The following is a 16985-nucleotide window of genomic DNA, read 5'->3' as shown; positions in this document are numbered from 1 at the left end:
TAAGGAAAAATCCAATTTTTTTTTCAAATTATTATATAATTTATCTAAAATATTGGTCAACGAGCAAAAATAAACCAAGGCTCTCCAAATCCGAAAAGTTTTTAGATGAAAACTGTATATTAGGAGAGAAAGTTTGAATTCTTTTTTGACCAAAAAATGTTATCAAAATAATATCAAAATATTTCATTGAATGAAAAACGCCTCAGATGCTATAAACAGGTTAATTGGCATACTAAGAGAAACTACAGATTTTTCATTTCTCAGTGAGAATTTTGTTTCGGTATTTTCAGAAAATGAAAAGAATGTCCTTGAAAAAGAAATCTATGATTTTGCCACCTCCAAAAAATATGTAAGCTTGCTTACCGAATCAGGAATCGGCCACAATGAAGGTTTTTTGAGCGAATTATTCAGTAAAATCGGAAAAAAAATTCTTCCAGAAATCATTGATAATGAAGAACTAACAAAAATTTTAAACGATTGTTTTTCCAGAAAAAATGATTATTTATGGTTAAATAAAATCCCAGATAAGGATTTGGCTAAAATATTTTTAAGTTTAAAATTCCCTCAAACTCCTGCAGGCCAAAGATTTATTAAAAAGGAAATATTGAATTCAATTGTTGTTTTGGCACAAAAAATCGCTTCAATCGGCATTGAAAACGAAGTAGTATCCAAAATCTCCAATTTTGATGATCTGGAGTCTCCATTTATTGGTCTTAACCGCGATACGACAATATTGGTTGAAAAAATTCTGAGAAATCCCGATATGAAAAAAAATGATTGGGAAAGCGATTACCGCCAGGTAATAGTGATGATGAAACAATGCGATTCTCAGATTAAATTACTCTATATCCACAAAGAAAAATATGGAATTTCGCTGAGAATGACCATACTGATTAGAAAATTAGAAAAGTACCTAAATAGATTAGAGAGCCTATTAAAATGGATGGCTTCAGGATCTGCAAATGAAAAAGCTGAGATATCGGCAAAAATATTAAAAGAGCTGGTCCAAACACAAAACACAAAATACAGCATCAAAAAACACTTCACCTCCAATCTGGAATTTTTGTCATTTAAAATTGTCGAAAACACCTCAAAATCAGGAGAAAACTATATTGCTTCCACACCTAAAGAATACTGGAACCTGTTTGGCAAGGCATTGGGAGGCGGTGTAATTGTGGCATTTTTATGTTGGTACAAGACATCAATTTACTTTTTCAAATTCCCTGCATTCTGGACTGCTTTTTTATACAGCCTAAATTATGCAGGCGGATTCGTAATGATTCACCTTTTGAGATTAACTCTTGCCACCAAACAGCCGGCCATGACGGCTTCTACAATCGCAGAAAGTTTAAGTAATAATGGTAAAAACCCTGACTGGCTTAATAAGACCACAAAACTCCTGACCCGACAAATCAGAAGTCAGTTTATTTCGTTAGTAGGAAATGCCATCATTGCATTCCCAGTGGCAGTGGGAATCGCCTGGAGTTATTTCTATTTGACAGGTACTCACATAGCTACCGTAGAAAAAGCCAATACCCTCATCACGGAGTTGAATATTTTCAAAAGTCCGGCAGTATTTCATGCAGCGATTGCAGGCATATATCTTATGCTATCCGGCCTGGTTTCAGGATATTATGAAAATCTGTGGGTATATCACAATTTCCAAAAAAGGTTAGCCAAAAATCCCAACCTGGTTAGAATTTTCGGAACCGACCGTATGAAAAAATTTACGGCCTATTTGGGAAGAAATATTGGTGGAATAAGCGGAAATATTTTCCTGGGTATTATGCTGGGTAGTACCTCTACATTAGGCAAAGCCCTAGGTTTTCCTTTGGATATCAGGCATATTACATTTGCTTCAGGTAACTTTGGTTTAGCATTTGAAGCCATGAATTATCAGGCAAATCAATATATAATTATTAATTCAATTGCAGGGATTGCAATGATTGGACTCATCAATGTAATGGTTTCTTTTGGACTCTCCATTACCATTGCATTGCTTTCAAGAGGTACTAAATTCAACGAAATTAAGCTTTTGGTTTCGAAGCTTTTACGACAATTTATTTTTGAGGGAACTACCTTTTTTTATCCCAGTCAAAAAATCGCAAAAAAAGAAGATTCAAAAATCGGAAAATAAAAAAGCGAACCGTTGCCGGCCCGCTCTGTTTATGGTCTAAGGTTATCGTTTAGGCATCTACATTGGCGTATTTTGCATTACGCTCTATAAAGTCTCTGCGAGGTGGCACTTCGTCACCCATCAGCATCGAGAACAAGTGATCGGCCTCTGTGGCTGATTCAATAGTCACTTGTTTCAAGGTTCTGAACTCTGGATTCATGGTCGTTGTCCAAAGCTGCTCAGGGTTCATTTCACCCAGACCTTTGTATCTTTGTACTCCTACGCTATCTTCTTTTCCACCGCCTGCAAGCCTTTTTACAGCAGCCTGGCGTTGATCTTCGGTCCAACAATATTCTTCATCCTTACCTTTTTTGATCAGATAAAGTGGTGGCATTGCTATATACAAGTAACCTCTTTCTATGATTTCTTTCATAAAACGATAGAAGAAAGTCAAAATCAAAGTCCTGATATGGCTACCGTCAATATCCGCATCGGTCATGATGATGATTTTGTGATAACGCAATTTGTCCAGATTAAGGGCACGCTCATCTCCGTCTTTTCCCATTTGAACACCCATTGCAGTGAAGATATTTTTTATCTCTTCATTTTCATAGATTCTGTATTCCTGGGCTTTTTCAACGTTCAATATCTTACCTCTAAGTGGCAGAATAGCCTGAAAATTTCGATCACGTCCTTGTTTTGCTGAACCACCAGCTGAGTCACCCTCAACCAGATATACTTCACAAAGTGCAGGGTCAGATTCAGAACAGTCGGCGAGTTTGCCGGGAAGTCCTGAGCCAATCAAAACATTTTTACGCTGCACCATTTCGCGGGCTTTTTTGGCAGCAATACGTGCTTTGGCAGCAAGAATTACCTTATCTACGATGGTTTTGGCATCTTTAGGGTTTTCTTCCAGGTAGTTTTCGAGCATTTCCTGCACACAGCTACTTACTGCCGAAGTCACCTCAGAGTTACCTAATTTTGATTTGGTTTGTCCTTCAAACTGTGGTTCCTGAACTTTCACAGAAATAACTGCCGTCAAACCTTCTCTAAAGTCATCACCGGATATTTCTATTTTTTCTTTTGCCAATAGACCCGACTTATCAGCATAAGATTTCAGAGTACGGGTCAGAGCCATTCTGAAGCCGGAAACGTGTGTTCCACCTTCGGGGGTATTAATATTGTTTACAAAAGAAGATACATTTTCCGAATAAGAGGAGTTGTAGATCATCGATACTTCAACAGGCACACCGTCTTTCTCCCCTTCCATCCACATTGGCTTTGGAATCAACCTTTCACGACTTTGATCCAGGTATTCTACAAATTCAATCAAACCGCCTTCAGAATGGAATTCCTCGTATTTGGGATTACCATTTTCATCGAGGTCTCTCATGTCAGTCAGAGTCAATTTGATTCCTTTATTCAAAAAAGAAAGTTCTCTGATACGATTGGCTACGGTTTCATATTTAAATTCTGTAACCTGAAAAATAGTATCATCAGGCTTAAATGTAACTTCCGTTCCGGAATGGTCGGTTGTTCCAATTTCTCTTACAGGGTATTGAGGCTTACCAATTTTATATTCCTGTTCGTAAAGTTTACCATCTCTACTGTGTACAACCACTCTCAAATCAGTAGAAAGTGCGTTAACACAAGACACACCCACACCGTGTAAACCACCTGAAACTTTATAGGTATCTTTATCAAATTTACCACCGGCATGTAGCACCGTCATTACAACTTCCAGAGCCGATTTTTGCTCTTTTTCATGCCATCCGGTTGGAATACCCCGGCCATTATCTTTTACAGTTACAGAATTATCAGGATTAATGATGGTATGAATGGTATCACAATATCCGGCCATCGCTTCATCGATTGAGTTATCGATAACCTCCCAAATCAAATGATGGAGTCCTTTAAAACCAATATCGCCAATATACATGGCAGGCCTCTTTCTTACGGCCTCTAATCCTTCGAGAACTTGTATATTATTTGCGGAGTAGTCTTGCTTATTTTGCTGATCTGCCATAAATTCTTTTAAAATAGTATAAGATTCTGTTTTTATTCGACTGAAAAATCCAGTTATTTATAATCAATTTATAATTTACAAAAATAAGAAAAAAAGTTTAATTTTTCTAATAAAACCTTAGGTGTTTTATATGTTTATTGATCCTGAAAAAATTTCAGGAAAATTTTAAGCAGAATAAGTTTAAACTTTGAAAATCAATTAATTAAAGCGAAGAATTTAAATTATTCCAGACAATTTATTCATGATATCGGTGAGCTGTTCCTGATTCGAAAACTTAATAGAGATATTTCCTTTATTAAGGTCCTGAACCTGAATTTTGAATGGTACCACAGTCTTACCTTTTAAGGTAATTTCTTCTATTCTTAAGTCTTCTCTATAAAGATCCAGATCATTGGCTTCTGCCTCAAAAGCGTTGCCTTTTTTGGCGAGAGCTTCGATTTCTCTGGCACTTAGCCCTTGCTCCAAAATACGCTGATAAATATCAATTTGCAGGTTTTTATCTTCTATCGAAATCAAAGGTTTGGCTTGCCCCATGGTAATCACACCCAGCACCAAACCTGACTGAATATCAGAAGGAAGATTGAGTAACCTAAGATAGTTGGTCACCGAAGATCGGCTTTTCCCTACTCTTTTACCCAGGTCATCCTGTTTCAAATCACATTCCTGAATCATCCTTTGGTATGAAAGGGCGATTTCGATCGGATTCAGGTTTTCTCGCTGGATATTTTCTATCAGGGCCATTTGGAGAGACCGGTTGTCATCTACGTCCCTGATAAAAGTCGGGATGGTTGTTAGGCCCGCCAATTTTGACGCTCTAAAACGTCTTTCACCTGATATTATCTCAAATTTCCCATCGGCAATTTCCCTTACGGTAATTGGCTGAATCAAACCATGAATCCTGATTGATTCAGCGAGTTCTTCGAGTGACTTTTCGTCAAAATGAGAGCGTGGTTGCTGAACACCAACCTCCAATTTGGAAATTTCTATTTCTTTTACACCTCTGAATGCCGCCACTTTTCTGGATACTACCAGATCAGAGTCTGACAACAATGAGTTGAGTCCTTTTCCTTTATTTTCCATCTGCATCTTTAATCTCAGGCAGGTTGTTGCGTTTTAAGAGCTCTTTTGCCAGGTCTATATAACTAATAGCTCCTTTATTTTCCAAAAATTTAATATCAAATTCCCCTTCCTTATCACCTGAAAACATCAGCAAAGCAGGTACACCGTAACTTGGAGCCTCGGCTAATTTTACATTTCGGGGTACGATTGTATCAAAACACTGATCACCAAAATATTTTTTCACATCGTCAACTACCATTTTTGAAAGATTGGTACGACCATCAAACATAGTCAGCACATAACCTTCCATGATAAGACCAGGATTCAATCTTTTTCTAATAATATCTACGGTATTTTGCAATTTGGCTATTCCTTCCAATGCAAAATATTCACATTGTACCGGTATTAATACAGAATCTGAAGCAACTATCGAATTGATAACCATTAAGCCCAAAGAAGGTGAGCAATCAATAAAAATAAAATCATAATCGTCTTTAAGACCATCGATGGTTTCCTTCAAAATATACTCTCTTGCCACCTGATTGACGATTTCAAGCTCAAAACCAGCCAAATCTATATGACTTGGTATTAGGTCAAGATTGGGAATCTGAGTGGGAACAATACAGTCTCTGATATTGGACTGCCCTACAAGTGCTGAATAAATATTATGCTCCTGATCTTTACTGTCAATTCCTATTCCTGAACCTGCATTGGCCTGAGGATCAGTGTCAATTATCAAAATTTTATAATCCAAAACCGCCAAAGATGCTGACAAATTAATGGCAGTGGTGGTTTTTCCTACTCCACCTTTTTGGTTTACTATTGATACTACTTTTCCCATTTTTTATGTGTTAGAATAACCCTGCAAAGATAACCAATTTTACTTTACTATTATTCTAAGGTTTCCGAATGTAGATAAATAAGAATTTTGTGGAAAAGTTTTTTTTTGAATAGAGCGAAAAAAAAGGGGTCTCTTTTACAGAAACCCCTGGTTGCAGGAAATAGAAAAATTAAGCAATCTTATTTTCTTTTTCGCCATAAACAAAATAATATAATGTAAGGCCTGAAGCCAAAATCACCAGATTTTTTATAATATATTGGCCTACCAAACTTGGTGTAAATATTTGATTCCAGGCTACTTCAGGAAGAAATACTGTAGGCAGAAAAGTAGTAATCAAATGAAAGACCATTAACCAAAAGGCCAATTTGGTATATTTTGGAAATAACCACAACAAGCCGAGGATTACCTCAAAAACACCAAAAAAAACAATAAATTGCCCGGCATCAAGAAAAGGCAAAGTAACATGTGCCAAATCACCTACCAAACCGGTGGCGGGCGAAATGCCTATTGTCTTAAGCAATCCAAACCAGAAATATACAACAAACAGTGCGATACGGTTGCACCATACTACAACATTAAAATTCATTACAAATACGTTTAATTTATTAGAGTTGATTATTAAAAAAAATGGAAGAATTGACCTGAAAATCACCTGGAAATTCTTTCATTTATCTATATTTTTCACGAAGCAGAATAATTATAAAATATTAACAATCAAACATTTGGTGGCGGATTGGGAACATCGGACTGAAAAGAACAAAAATCGGTGGATAGTATTTTTAAACTATGATGATGCAGCTCATTCCAGAAATAAACCATATAGCCATATTCCGGACTGTAAAAATTTTTAGAAAACCCTTTAATCAATTTACTCAAAGTCCTTAGTGGATTTTTGTTGGTTTGTTTTTCAATGTGTTCGGCCACAACCCCCATCATTTCAAACATACTCTGACGAGTGAGAGCTTCAGCCCTATAAGTGGTGATAAGAGTATCTTGTAGTGCAATTTTACTCACAGCTCTAAAAAACTCCCCTTCATAAATAACAATATCATCTGGTGCGATTTCAAAATCTGAAATGTTATTATAGGGAATCATAAAGGGAACTTTAATGACCAATTCTCCCTGCTTTTTGGCAATTTGTGGCCCAATTCCCTCCTGACTTTCAGACAAAAAACTATAATAATCGAGCAAGTGATTTCCAAAAAGGAAAACCACCAGGAAAATTCCGATTACTATGTTTAATAGTTTTTTAATCTTATTTTAATAACAATTTCACAAATATTATAAAAAAAACAATATTCGCTCAAAGAAATGGTACTATTTGAACAAAACATGATGAAAATCAATTATTACTAAACTTTAACCAATCCAAAAAGAATAAAGAAATTAATTATTCTAAATTTCTGAAACCTAAACCTATACGTTTAACAGGTTTTTTGGATAATTTTACTGCATGATTCCTCAGGAAACCGTACAAAGAATATTAGAATCAGCCGACATCGTAGAAGTGGTGGGTGAGTTTGTGAACCTCAAAAAACGTGGGGCAAGCATGATTGCGTGTTGCCCATTTCATAATGAGAAAACTCCCTCGTTTAATGTTTCGCCCAGCAAGGGTATATACAAATGTTTTGGTTGTGGCAAAGGGGGTGATTCTGTAAAATTTGTAATGGAACTCGAAGGATTGAGTTATCCTGATGCTTTACGATGGCTGGCCAAAAAATACGGTATTGAAGTAAAAGAGCGTGAATTTACAGATGAGGATTTAAAAAATCAAAATGAAAAAGAAAGCCTTTTTATAGCCCTCGAGTACGCTCAAAAGTACTTTACCGAAACTCTTTTTGAATCTGAAGAAGGTCAGAGTGTAGGTCAGAGTTATTTTAAAGAACGGGGCTTTTCTGACCTCACAGTTCAGAAATTCAACCTGGGGTACGCACTCCAAAGTCGAGAGGCTTTTTATAAAAAAGCTGAAAAGGCGGGATTTTCTATGGAAATCCTGAGCAAAGGCGGCTTGATATCTGGCCTGGAAGAAAATAATATCAGAGATCGTTTCAGAGGACGGGTTATTTTCCCCATTCACAACGTTGCCGGTAAACCCATTGCTTTTGGAGCCAGAATTCTGAAGCCTGACCCCAAGGCCCCCAAATACATTAATTCGCCTGAAACAGAGATTTATGTAAAAAGTAACATTGTTTATGGGATTGCTCAGGCCAAAAATGCCATCAGGAATCTCGACAACTGCTTTTTGGTTGAAGGCTACACCGATGTCATATCGCTGCATCAGGCGGGAATCGAAAACGTGGTTGCCTCTTCGGGCACCTCACTTACCCCCAATCAGGTGAGGTTAATGAGGCGGTTTAGTTCCAATATTACGGTATTATATGATGGAGACTCTGCCGGTATAAAGGCGAGTATCAGAGGTTTTGACATTATTCTTGAAGAAGATATGGACGTTAAAGCCGTGGTTTTCCCTGACGGCGACGACCCTGACTCTTATATCAGAAAAGTTGGTGGAGCGGCATTTTCGGAATATATCAAAAACAATCAGAAAGATTTTATCAGGTTTAAGACCGAGCTGGCCCTGCAGGACATCGAAAATGACCCCATTAAAAAAGCTAATCTGATAACTGACTTAGTGGCAACAATTGTCAAAATTCCGAATCCCATCAAAAGGTCGGTGTTTTATCAGGAAGTAAGTCAAATACTGGATATTGATGAGCAAATCCTGATTATTGAAGCCAATAAACTACTTAAGGTAAAAGGTACAGAAACCAAAAAAGGCGATGGCGGCATTACGCTTCCTCCTGCTCCGGTCAGGAATCTTGAACTGGAGTTGGCCGAAAGACTTGAAACAATTAATTCGGAGGAAGAATCCTTAATTAAAATTCTTTTTTTGTATGGGCATGAAGAAATTGAAAAAGACGAGGAAACAAATAATCCTATATTTTTGGCAGAATATATTTTTGAAGAAACTAACGAAACAACAATTGAAACAAATATTTTAAAAAATATTTATGATTTATATAAATCTCATTTTACATTAAAAAAAGAAGCACCACCACATTATATTTTTACGAGTCACACTGATGAAGACATACAGAGAACTTCAATAAATTGGCTAAGTAATGAACATGTGTTAAGTGAAGGATGGATTGTTTATGAAGTTGCTATCCCTTCAATAAAATCAAAATTAGGTGAAATAGTTTATAAATCTTTACTAAGAGTTTCAATTAGAAAAAATGATTTAAAAATTAAAAACTTAATTTCTTTAATAAATGAAGATGATGAAATTGAAACAACCTTTTATCTTAATGAGATTAATTCGATTAAGTCAAGAAATAAAAAATTATCCGAGGAACTAGGGACAATTTAGCATTGTTTCCTTAATTTATTACCCATTACATTTGTGTACATTATTTATAAAAACCAATATTAATGCATTTTTCAAACGAATTTATATTCTTTACATTATTCATAATTTTCACGATTTTGGTTACCCTTTTTGATCTGGGAATTTTCAGCGGAAAGAAAGCCAAAATAGTAAACTTTAAAGAGGCTGCCTTTTGGAGTGTGGTTTGGGTGGCTATTTCCTTGCTGTTTTTCTTTTTCCTTAAGCACTTTGGCTATTTAGTACATGATATCAGCGATGCGTCTCACCTTCAAACTGTCAGAGACACCTATTACAAATCTTTGAAATTAGGCACTGATCACGCCGAAAACCTGAGACTTTTCCAAAACAATATGTCGCTGGAATATATCACAGGATACCTGGTTGAAAAATCACTTTCGGTTGATAATATTTTCGTATTCATACTAATATTCAACTCTTTCCGGGTTCCTAAGAAAAACTACAAGACAGTTTTGGTTTGGGGTATTTTGGGTTCAGTTATTTTGCGTTTTGTGTTTATTTTTCTGGGATCAACTTTAATACAGCGTTTTGAATGGATACTGTTGATATTTGGAGGCTTTTTGGTATATACCGGGGTAAAAATCCTCTTTACCAAAGATGAAGATGAAAAGGAAATAGATACCAAAAACCATGTGGCTGTAAAATTGGTCTCCAAATATTTCAATGTTTACGAAAAATATGTTGCCGACCATTTTATTATAAAACACAAATATAAAAACAACAGATTTTTTGTTACGCCGCTATTTCTTGTAATCGTGGTAATAGCCTTTACTGATGTGATTTTTGCGGTAGATTCTATCCCTGCGATATTCTCGATTACTAAAGATCCTTATATCGTATTCTTTTCCAATGTGTTCGCAATCATGGGTCTTAGATCAATGTTTTTCCTTTTGGTAAATATCATTGATAAGTTTCATCATTTGAAATACGGACTGGGGGTACTTTTGACTTATGTAGGTGTCAAAATGCTGGCACATACATGGCTCGAAAAAATAGGATTTACGAGCATGCACTCCCTCATTGTCATATTGGTAATATTGACAGTAAGTATTATCTCGTCAATAATTTTTGCAAAAAAAACTGAAGAAATTTAAAATCTCTTACCGGAAGTTTAAATTAAGAGGCAATATAGCTTTCAAGGAAGCTAATGTGTTGTTTTTGCTCTTGCAGCATTTCATTCACAATATCACCTACACTCAAAACACCTATCACCTGGCCGTTTTCGACAACGGGCAAGTGCCTGAAGCGTCCCTGGCTCATAAGCTCCATACATTCTCTGGTAGTAAGTTTTGATTCCACTGTAAACACATTGCTGGTCATCACCTCAGTCATGGGAGTTGTCTTTGCTTTACGTCCTTTTATTATTCCTTTTCTGGCGTAATCACGTTCTGAAAAAATACCTACCAACTCATCCTGAACCATAACGAGCAAAGCACCGACATTGTATTGGGCCATCACCTCAAGGGCTTCATATACAGTAGTTTCGGGATTTACTGACAATACATTCTTTATGTTTTTGTTTTCAAGTATTTTTTTGATAGATGTAGGCATATCGGTTTTAGGTTAATATTACTGGCTTCAAGATAGATAAGCAAAAATCAATTTCAAAAAAAATATAAAAATAATTTAAAAAAATTGAATATTTCTTTGAGAAAACACGATCTAAAAATTGCAAGCTGATTTTCAAACAAACTCTCAGGGCACACAAAGCTTATCATTGGCAAGATTTTTGTCATCATAAGAATAAAAAGCATTCGTATTGAGGATTATTCTTAAAATATTGTTAATTGGACTTTCAAGCCTTTTGTTTTTTTCTTGTAAAAAAGATAAGGAAGAAGTTATTCCGGTCCCAAAAAACAGCTTATCGGCTCCTGCATCAAATTATGAAAGTGTAGTAGCATCTGATTGGCTTGACATGCATTTGTTTTTAATAAAATCTACTCCGGGATTTACTCCTCCCGTAGCGGCCAGAGCATTGGGTTACCATTCATTGGCTTTATACGAAAGCGTGGTTTATGGCATGAAAAACTACAATACCTTAAATGGTCAACTCAATGGCCTTACAAGTTTGACTATAGCTGACACCTCCGGGAAAGAATACAATTGGCCAATGGTAGCAAGTACTGCTCAATATACCGTACTCAAAGAGTTATATATCACAGCCAGCGATAAAAACAAAGCAAAAATAGACTCTTTAAAAACCTTGTACGAAAACAAGCTAAAGGTTGGCATTACTAATACCGTTATCGACAATTCTGTAAAACTGGGAGCCTCTATTGCTTCCGGGATACTCGAATACGCTAAAAAAGACGGAGGAGCAACAGGGCATTTGAGCAATTATCCTTCGGGTTATGTGGTGGCAACCGGAATAGGGTATTGGAAACCTACCAGTTCACAAAAAATACCATTACTGCCATTTTGGGGAAAAAACAGGCCGATGGTTAAAGAAAACGTATCTGATTATTTAGATTTACCCGTTTCTTTTTCATATGAAAAGTCTTCTGATTTTTTCAAAGAAGCAAAAAATGTATATGAAACTTCGCAAAAACTCACTACAGAACAAAAAGCCATAGCCGCATTTTTTGAAGACGGAACCGGGTCTGTTACCCCTCCTGGTCATCATTTTAATGTGGTAAAGAATATTCTAAAAAGTAAAAAAGCAAAACTTGACGAAGTAGCAATTGTGTATTTGAAAACCGGATTGGCTTTAAATGATGCTTTTATTGCTTGTTGGAAAGGAAAATATACCTACAATTTGATGAGGCCAATGACTTATATCAATGAAGCTCTCGACAAAAACTGGAAACCAATCCTAACTACACCACCTTTCCCTGAATACGCTTCGGGGCATTCAACAGCGGCCGGTGCGGTAGTTTCTATAATGGAAGATGCTTTTGGAAAAAAATACGCATTTGACGATATCACTAATCTGGGCGTATTGCCCAGCCGAAAATACAGTGATTTTGAAACCTACGGTCAGGAGACTTCCAATTCAAGAGTTTATGGAGGAATCCATTATAAATTTTCCTGCGATAATGGCTATAAAAATGGCAAGAAAATAGCCGAAAATGTTTTAAAATTGAAGCTAAAAAAATAATCTCTTCTTATTCCGGTTAAAATAAAATAGCTTTCAAGCAGCTACTCTTAGCTTTAATATTCTTTCCATTTCACGGGCCATGGGCACTAACACATGATCTTCAATAATAGCGTGTTTTCTGAGTTCCATCTCAAATATCTCTACTTGATTAAGAAAAACACGGTAAGGCAATGGTGTCTCCTGATTTTTGGAGTAATCCTGAATTATAACCGATACATTTTTTAAATCATCTTCGATGGGACCGTGGTTGTCGTTATAATCTTCAATTGAGTTACTTTTTAACAATTCCTTAGTCTGATCATCAGTCATTTCTCCTTTTTCAGCAGCAATTAGTTTTTTTATAAATGGAAAGAAATCTCTTTCTTCGGTTCTGATATGTTCAACAAGGCGATTTTTATAATCGTTAAAAAATATGGTTAGACTAGTAAGCAAGGAGTGAGTCTGTCCGTATTTATTGAAAATATGAACCATTGTCTGCTCAATTTCCGGGAGTTTTTTTGAAAGGTACAATTTATGTGAAGCCTGAAGATATGCCAATACCTGCTCGGCAGAGAATTTATGAAGTTTATGATAAGAAATATTATCGTCCTCCTGATTATAAAAATCAAGAATCAGCTCCATTAATTCTGCCTCCATGTTAAATCTGGCGTAAAGATTTTGAGCATCGGGGTCAATTACCTCCAGTCTTTCAGTCACCAACTGATACATTTTGTTGGTTTCAATCAAGTCATCAAAAGTTTTACTTTCCATATCAATCAGTATTTAAAATTATTAGAGCTACAAATCTCTTTTATCAAAGATAATTTATATATGAGAAAAATCATAGCTGCAAACACAAAAACTAATGGTATAATTTGCGAAATTTGAAATTATTTTACCAATCAAAAGGTATTGTTGTCACAGAAAGTGCAAAACCTTTTTTTTATTATTGGCCTTACTTTTTAGAATTGATATTTTTTGGGTATTATTACTCAAAAATTCAACCCTGAATATGAACAACAAAAAAAGTAGAAGAGAGTTATTAAAGACGATTGGAGTGGTTTCAACTGCTTCTTTGATTGGAGTTAAGGAAGGTTTTTCACAAAATACCATTAAACTGAAAAGCAACATCAAGCATTCAGTGTGCAGATGGTGTTACGGCTCTATACCATTTGAAGAATTGTGTCAGGGTGTAAAAGATATTGGAATGGCTTCCATTGAGCTTACAGGCCCAAAAGAATGGCCAATTTTGAAAACCTACGGTCTTACGGCAGCGATTGGATGGGGAGATTGGCCGAATGGCATGGGTTTACATAATTTTTTCAACAACCCAAAAAACCACGATGCTCTGGTTGATTTATATGAAAAATTAATTCCGGAAGCAGCAGCAAACGGGGTTTATAACCTGATTTGTTTCTCAGGTAACCGAAACGGGATGAGTGATTATGTGGGAATGATAAATTGTGCCAAAGTTATAAAAAGGATAATTCCGACCTGTGAAAAGTATGGTGTAATGCTTACAATGGAGCTACTTAGTTCGAGAGATTCCCATCCAGATTACCAGTGTGACCATATTGAATGGGGAGTCTCGCTTTGTGAAATGGTGGGTTCTGAAAAGTTCAAATTGCTTTATGATATTTTCCATATGCAAAGCATGCATGGTGACCATATTCGTAACATCAGAAAGTATGGAAAATACATAAATCATTATCATACCGGTGGTATGCCCGGCAGAAATGAAATTGATCATACTCAGGAAATTTATTATCCTGCAGTAGTGAAGGCCATTATTGACTCTGGTTACAAAGGATATTTAGGTCAGGAGTTTGTTCCTACCCCAAAAGATAAGGCCGGCATGTTGGCTTCATTGAAAAGATGTGTTGAGATTTGTGATATATAAAAAAAATTAAATTAAAAATAGATATGATTCCCGTTTTGATTGTTTCTCTGATTTTGGTGGCGTTGGCGTTCTTTATGTTTAGCCTTAGAGTATTGTTTGTGAAGGAAGGCGAATTCAGAGGTACTTGCTCCAGCAACAATGGCTTGTTTGAAAAAGAAGGACTTGCTTGTTCTTGTGGAAAGGATCCCAATGAACCTTGTGAGAATAGAAATAAAAAACACAAACATCATCATCATTAATAATAAATAAGTCGTTTCATGTCCAAACGAGAAACGACTTATTCTTCTATTACTTTCTTAAATCCTGATGTAGAATAATACTTGTTTTTGCCATTTTGATCATAGATGGCAAAGAAATCAATTCCTTTAGCCTCAGCAAACTTTTGTGCTTTTTCCAAACCCATCACTAGCAAAGCCGTTGCATAAGCGTCGGCGTCGGTACAATTATCGGCCAAAACCGAAATACTTAACAGATTATGTTGTACAGGATACCCGGTATGTGGATCAACTGCATGGGAAAACTTTTTGCCATCTTTAATAAAAAATTTTCTGTAACTGCCGGAAGTAGCCAAAGCTCTATTTTTTAAGTTAACAACCGAGGCAATTCCCTGTCTGTCTTCTTCAGGTTTTTCAATACCTACTTTCCAGAATTTACCTTCCCGGTTTTTACCTTTACCATAAACCTCTCCTCCGATTTCAACTAAATAATTTTTTATGCCTTTTGACTCTAAAAATCGGGCAATCACATCTACGGTGTAGCCTTGAGCTATAGCATTAAAATCAATTTGTAAATTGGGTTTATCCTTAAAAAACTTTCCGTTTGAATCTATCCCAACTTTTCCAATCAACGCTTTCAGGCTGTCAACCTGAGCATCTGAAGGTGCGGGCATATTTTTTTTAGTCACAAAACCCCAGGCTTTAACCAATGGCCCAACCGTAACATTAAAATAACCTTCTGTTTCCTTCTCGACCCTTAAAGAAGCTTCCAAAACATTTTTGAAATGGCTATCAATGGGTTCACTAAAATCGTTTCGGTTAATTTTTGAAATCAAAGAAGTAGAATCCCACAGAGACATACTTTTGTCGATAAAACGAAAGAGGCTATCGACCTCTGCTGAATAATCAGCATCATCGATAGCCTCAAATGTAATTGCAAAACTGGTTCCCTGAGCCTGTCCGCTAAGACCGACATATTCACCTGTAGGTTTGCATCCAAAAAGACTTACACCTAACAGAACTAAAATCAGGAAATTTCTCATCCTCCAAAATCGTCAAAGAATACACTTTCTTTTGGAATACCCCAATCATCACACATTTTAATTACTGACTGGTTCATCATTGGAGGTCCGCAGAAATACACTTCTAAATCTTCAGGACTTTTATGTTTTTTCAGGTATTCATCAATAACTACATTGTGAACAAAACCCTTGAATCCGTCTCCTTTAGGGTCGTCAATATCACTTTTAAGTACCCAATTGTCTTCAGGCTGAGGACTATCCAAAGCTACAACAAATCTGAAATTAGGGAATTGTTTTTCAATTTCTCTGAATTCTTCGATAAAGAAAAGTTCTTTTTTGGTACGGCCTCCATAGAAAAACGTAACCTTGCGGTTTGTTTTTAAAGTATGGAACAAATGGAACAAATGCGAACGCATTGGAGCCATACCGGCACCTCCACCCACATAGAGCATCTCTTTGCCTGTGTCTTTGATAAAGAATTCACCAAATGGACCTGAGATGGTCACTTTGTCGCCAGGTTTCCTGCTAAAAATATAACTTGAACAAATCCCGGGATTTACATCGGCCCAGCCACCTTTTACTTTATCAAATGGCGGAGTAGCAATCCTGATGGTTAGTTTTACGATATTTCCTTCAGCCGGGTGATTGGCCATAGAGTATGCCCTGAATACAGGCTCTTCATTAACCATTTTCAAATCCCAAAGCTTAAAATGATCCCAGTCTCCTTTAAATTTATCAGGGGAATCATGATAAGAAGGATGGGCGGTAATATCAATATTTTTATAATCAACTTTAATCTCAGGTACGTCAATTTGAATATATCCTCCGGCTTGAAAATCGAGGGTTTCTCCTTCAGGCAGCTTAACTTCAAATTCTTTGATAAAGGTGGCCACATTGTAATTGGATGTAACTTCACATTCCCACTTTTTCACACCAAACACTTCGTGAGGAATCTCAATCTCCATGTCTTCTTTCACCTTCACCTGGCAAGCCAATCTCATGTGCTCGGCAACCTGCTTACGATTAAGGTGGTTGGTTTCTGTTGGTAATACATCACCACCGCCTGAAAGCACATTACATTTACACATGGCACAAGTACCACCCCCACCACAAGCTGAAGGCAAAAACAAGTTTTGAGATGCCAAAGTCGAAAGTAAGGAATCTCCTTGTTTTACAACTATTGGATTTTCTGTTTGCCCATTGATTACGATTGTTACGTCTTTTTGGGGTAATAATTTTTCTTTTGCCTGAATTATTAAGAAAACAAATAATAATACTACTAAAATAAATACTACTATACTGCTGGCTAAAATAGGGATCATCT

15 protein-coding genes are annotated in these 16985 nt (G+C 36.3%); 6 read left to right on the top strand and 9 right to left on the bottom strand.

Annotated elements, in window-relative coordinates; genetic code table 11:
* Window positions 1-190 precede the first annotated feature (190 nt).
* Window positions 191-2137: a hypothetical protein gene (locus IPP61_10305; GenBank protein ID MBL0325556.1), complete on the top strand. Its 1947-nt coding sequence runs from the start codon at window positions 191-193 to the stop codon at window positions 2135-2137.
* Window positions 2138-2186: 49 nt separating this feature from the next.
* On the opposite strand, the gene gyrB is transcribed toward IPP61_10305, so the two are convergent.
* From gyrB to IPP61_10280, 5 genes are all read right to left on the bottom strand, one after another.
* Window positions 2187-4142, bottom strand: coding sequence for a DNA topoisomerase (ATP-hydrolyzing) subunit B (gene gyrB / locus IPP61_10300; GenBank protein MBL0325555.1), 1956 nt, complete (start codon window positions 4140-4142; stop codon window positions 2187-2189).
* Between the two features lie 216 nt (window positions 4143-4358).
* Complete coding sequence (locus IPP61_10295) at window positions 4359-5228, bottom strand: ParB/RepB/Spo0J family partition protein (protein ID MBL0325554.1); 870 nt, start codon at window positions 5226-5228, stop codon at window positions 4359-4361.
* Window positions 5212-6042, bottom strand: coding sequence for a ParA family protein (locus IPP61_10290; GenBank protein MBL0325553.1), 831 nt, complete (start codon window positions 6040-6042; stop codon window positions 5212-5214). The genes IPP61_10295 and IPP61_10290 overlap by 17 nt, the downstream gene beginning before the upstream one ends.
* A gap of 169 nt (window positions 6043-6211) precedes the next feature.
* On the bottom strand, window positions 6212-6628 hold the full coding sequence (locus IPP61_10285) for a hypothetical protein (protein ID MBL0325552.1): 417 nt from the start codon (window positions 6626-6628) through the stop codon (window positions 6212-6214).
* A gap of 128 nt (window positions 6629-6756) precedes the next feature.
* Window positions 6757-7257 carry a hypothetical protein gene (locus IPP61_10280; protein MBL0325551.1) on the bottom strand — a complete coding sequence of 167 codons (501 nt, stop codon included), beginning with the start codon at window positions 7255-7257 and terminating at the stop codon, window positions 6757-6759.
* 238 nt (window positions 7258-7495) lie between these two features.
* Between IPP61_10280 and dnaG the strand changes: the two genes are divergently transcribed.
* Entirely contained in the window at window positions 7496-9412 is a 1917-nt protein-coding gene (gene dnaG / locus IPP61_10275; protein ID MBL0325550.1) for a DNA primase, read from the top strand.
* A gap of 62 nt (window positions 9413-9474) precedes the next feature.
* The gene (locus tag IPP61_10270) at window positions 9475-10542 is read left to right on the top strand and encodes a TerC/Alx family metal homeostasis membrane protein (GenBank protein ID MBL0325549.1); all 1068 of its coding nucleotides are present in this window, start codon (window positions 9475-9477) and stop codon (window positions 10540-10542) included.
* A 22-nt stretch (window positions 10543-10564) separates the two neighbouring features.
* Here IPP61_10270 and IPP61_10265 read toward each other — a convergent pair whose 3' ends face one another.
* Window positions 10565-10999: a CBS domain-containing protein gene (locus tag IPP61_10265; GenBank protein MBL0325548.1), complete on the bottom strand. Its 435-nt coding sequence runs from the start codon at window positions 10997-10999 to the stop codon at window positions 10565-10567.
* A 208-nt stretch (window positions 11000-11207) separates the two neighbouring features.
* On the opposite strand from IPP61_10265, the gene IPP61_10260 reads away from it, so the two are divergent.
* On the top strand, window positions 11208-12545 hold the full coding sequence (locus tag IPP61_10260; GenBank protein ID MBL0325547.1) for a vanadium-dependent haloperoxidase: 1338 nt from the start codon (window positions 11208-11210) through the stop codon (window positions 12543-12545).
* Between the two features lie 33 nt (window positions 12546-12578).
* Here the strand turns inward: IPP61_10260 and IPP61_10255 are convergent, their stop codons facing one another.
* Window positions 12579-13295: a hemerythrin gene (locus IPP61_10255; protein MBL0325546.1), complete on the bottom strand. Its 717-nt coding sequence runs from the start codon at window positions 13293-13295 to the stop codon at window positions 12579-12581.
* Between the two features lie 241 nt (window positions 13296-13536).
* Between IPP61_10255 and IPP61_10250 the strand changes: the two genes are divergently transcribed.
* Together IPP61_10250 and IPP61_10245 are read left to right on the top strand one after the other, a co-directional pair.
* A complete protein-coding gene (locus IPP61_10250; protein MBL0325545.1) occupies window positions 13537-14424 on the top strand; it encodes a TIM barrel protein in 888 nt (295 codons plus the stop codon).
* Window positions 14425-14447: 23 nt separating this feature from the next.
* On the top strand, window positions 14448-14663 hold the full coding sequence (locus IPP61_10245) for a hypothetical protein (protein ID MBL0325544.1): 216 nt from the start codon (window positions 14448-14450) through the stop codon (window positions 14661-14663).
* A gap of 38 nt (window positions 14664-14701) precedes the next feature.
* On the opposite strand, the gene IPP61_10240 is transcribed toward IPP61_10245, so the two are convergent.
* Both IPP61_10240 and IPP61_10235 read right to left on the bottom strand, forming a co-directional pair.
* Window positions 14702-15682 (bottom strand): FAD:protein FMN transferase, encoded by a 981-nt coding sequence (locus tag IPP61_10240; GenBank protein MBL0325543.1) that lies wholly within the window; start codon window positions 15680-15682, stop codon window positions 14702-14704.
* Window positions 15679-16983: an NADH:ubiquinone reductase (Na(+)-transporting) subunit F gene (locus tag IPP61_10235; protein ID MBL0325542.1), complete on the bottom strand. Its 1305-nt coding sequence runs from the start codon at window positions 16981-16983 to the stop codon at window positions 15679-15681. The genes IPP61_10240 and IPP61_10235 overlap by 4 nt, the downstream gene beginning before the upstream one ends.
* Window positions 16984-16985 lie beyond the last annotated feature (2 nt).

It is taken from the genome of Cytophagaceae bacterium, from assembly GCA_016722655.1.
Taxonomy (GTDB): domain Bacteria; phylum Bacteroidota; class Bacteroidia; order Cytophagales; family Spirosomataceae; genus Leadbetterella.
The sequence above is the reverse complement of the archived record's forward strand: the minus strand, read 5'-3'. Positions and strand labels throughout refer to the sequence as shown.

Coding starts and splice junctions, on each gene's coding strand:
- IPP61_10240 (MBL0325543.1), bottom strand. CDS start 15,682: ATGAGAAATTTCCTGATTTTAGTTCTGTTAGGTGTAAGTCTTTTTGGA.
- gyrB (MBL0325555.1), bottom strand. CDS start 4,142: ATGGCAGATCAGCAAAATAAGCAAGACTACTCCGCAAATAATATACAA.
- IPP61_10290 (MBL0325553.1), bottom strand. CDS start 6,042: ATGGGAAAAGTAGTATCAATAGTAAACCAAAAAGGTGGAGTAGGAAAA.
- dnaG (MBL0325550.1), top strand. CDS start 7,496: ATGATTCCTCAGGAAACCGTACAAAGAATATTAGAATCAGCCGACATC.
- IPP61_10245 (MBL0325544.1), top strand. CDS start 14,448: ATGATTCCCGTTTTGATTGTTTCTCTGATTTTGGTGGCGTTGGCGTTC.
- IPP61_10270 (MBL0325549.1), top strand. CDS start 9,475: ATGCATTTTTCAAACGAATTTATATTCTTTACATTATTCATAATTTTC.
- IPP61_10255 (MBL0325546.1), bottom strand. CDS start 13,295: ATGGAAAGTAAAACTTTTGATGACTTGATTGAAACCAACAAAATGTAT.
- IPP61_10235 (MBL0325542.1), bottom strand. CDS start 16,983: ATGATCCCTATTTTAGCCAGCAGTATAGTAGTATTTATTTTAGTAGTA.
- IPP61_10250 (MBL0325545.1), top strand. CDS start 13,537: ATGAACAACAAAAAAAGTAGAAGAGAGTTATTAAAGACGATTGGAGTG.
- IPP61_10295 (MBL0325554.1), bottom strand. CDS start 5,228: ATGCAGATGGAAAATAAAGGAAAAGGACTCAACTCATTGTTGTCAGAC.
- IPP61_10285 (MBL0325552.1), bottom strand. CDS start 6,628: ATGAATTTTAATGTTGTAGTATGGTGCAACCGTATCGCACTGTTTGTT.
- IPP61_10305 (MBL0325556.1), top strand. CDS start 191: ATGAAAAACGCCTCAGATGCTATAAACAGGTTAATTGGCATACTAAGA.
- IPP61_10265 (MBL0325548.1), bottom strand. CDS start 10,999: ATGCCTACATCTATCAAAAAAATACTTGAAAACAAAAACATAAAGAAT.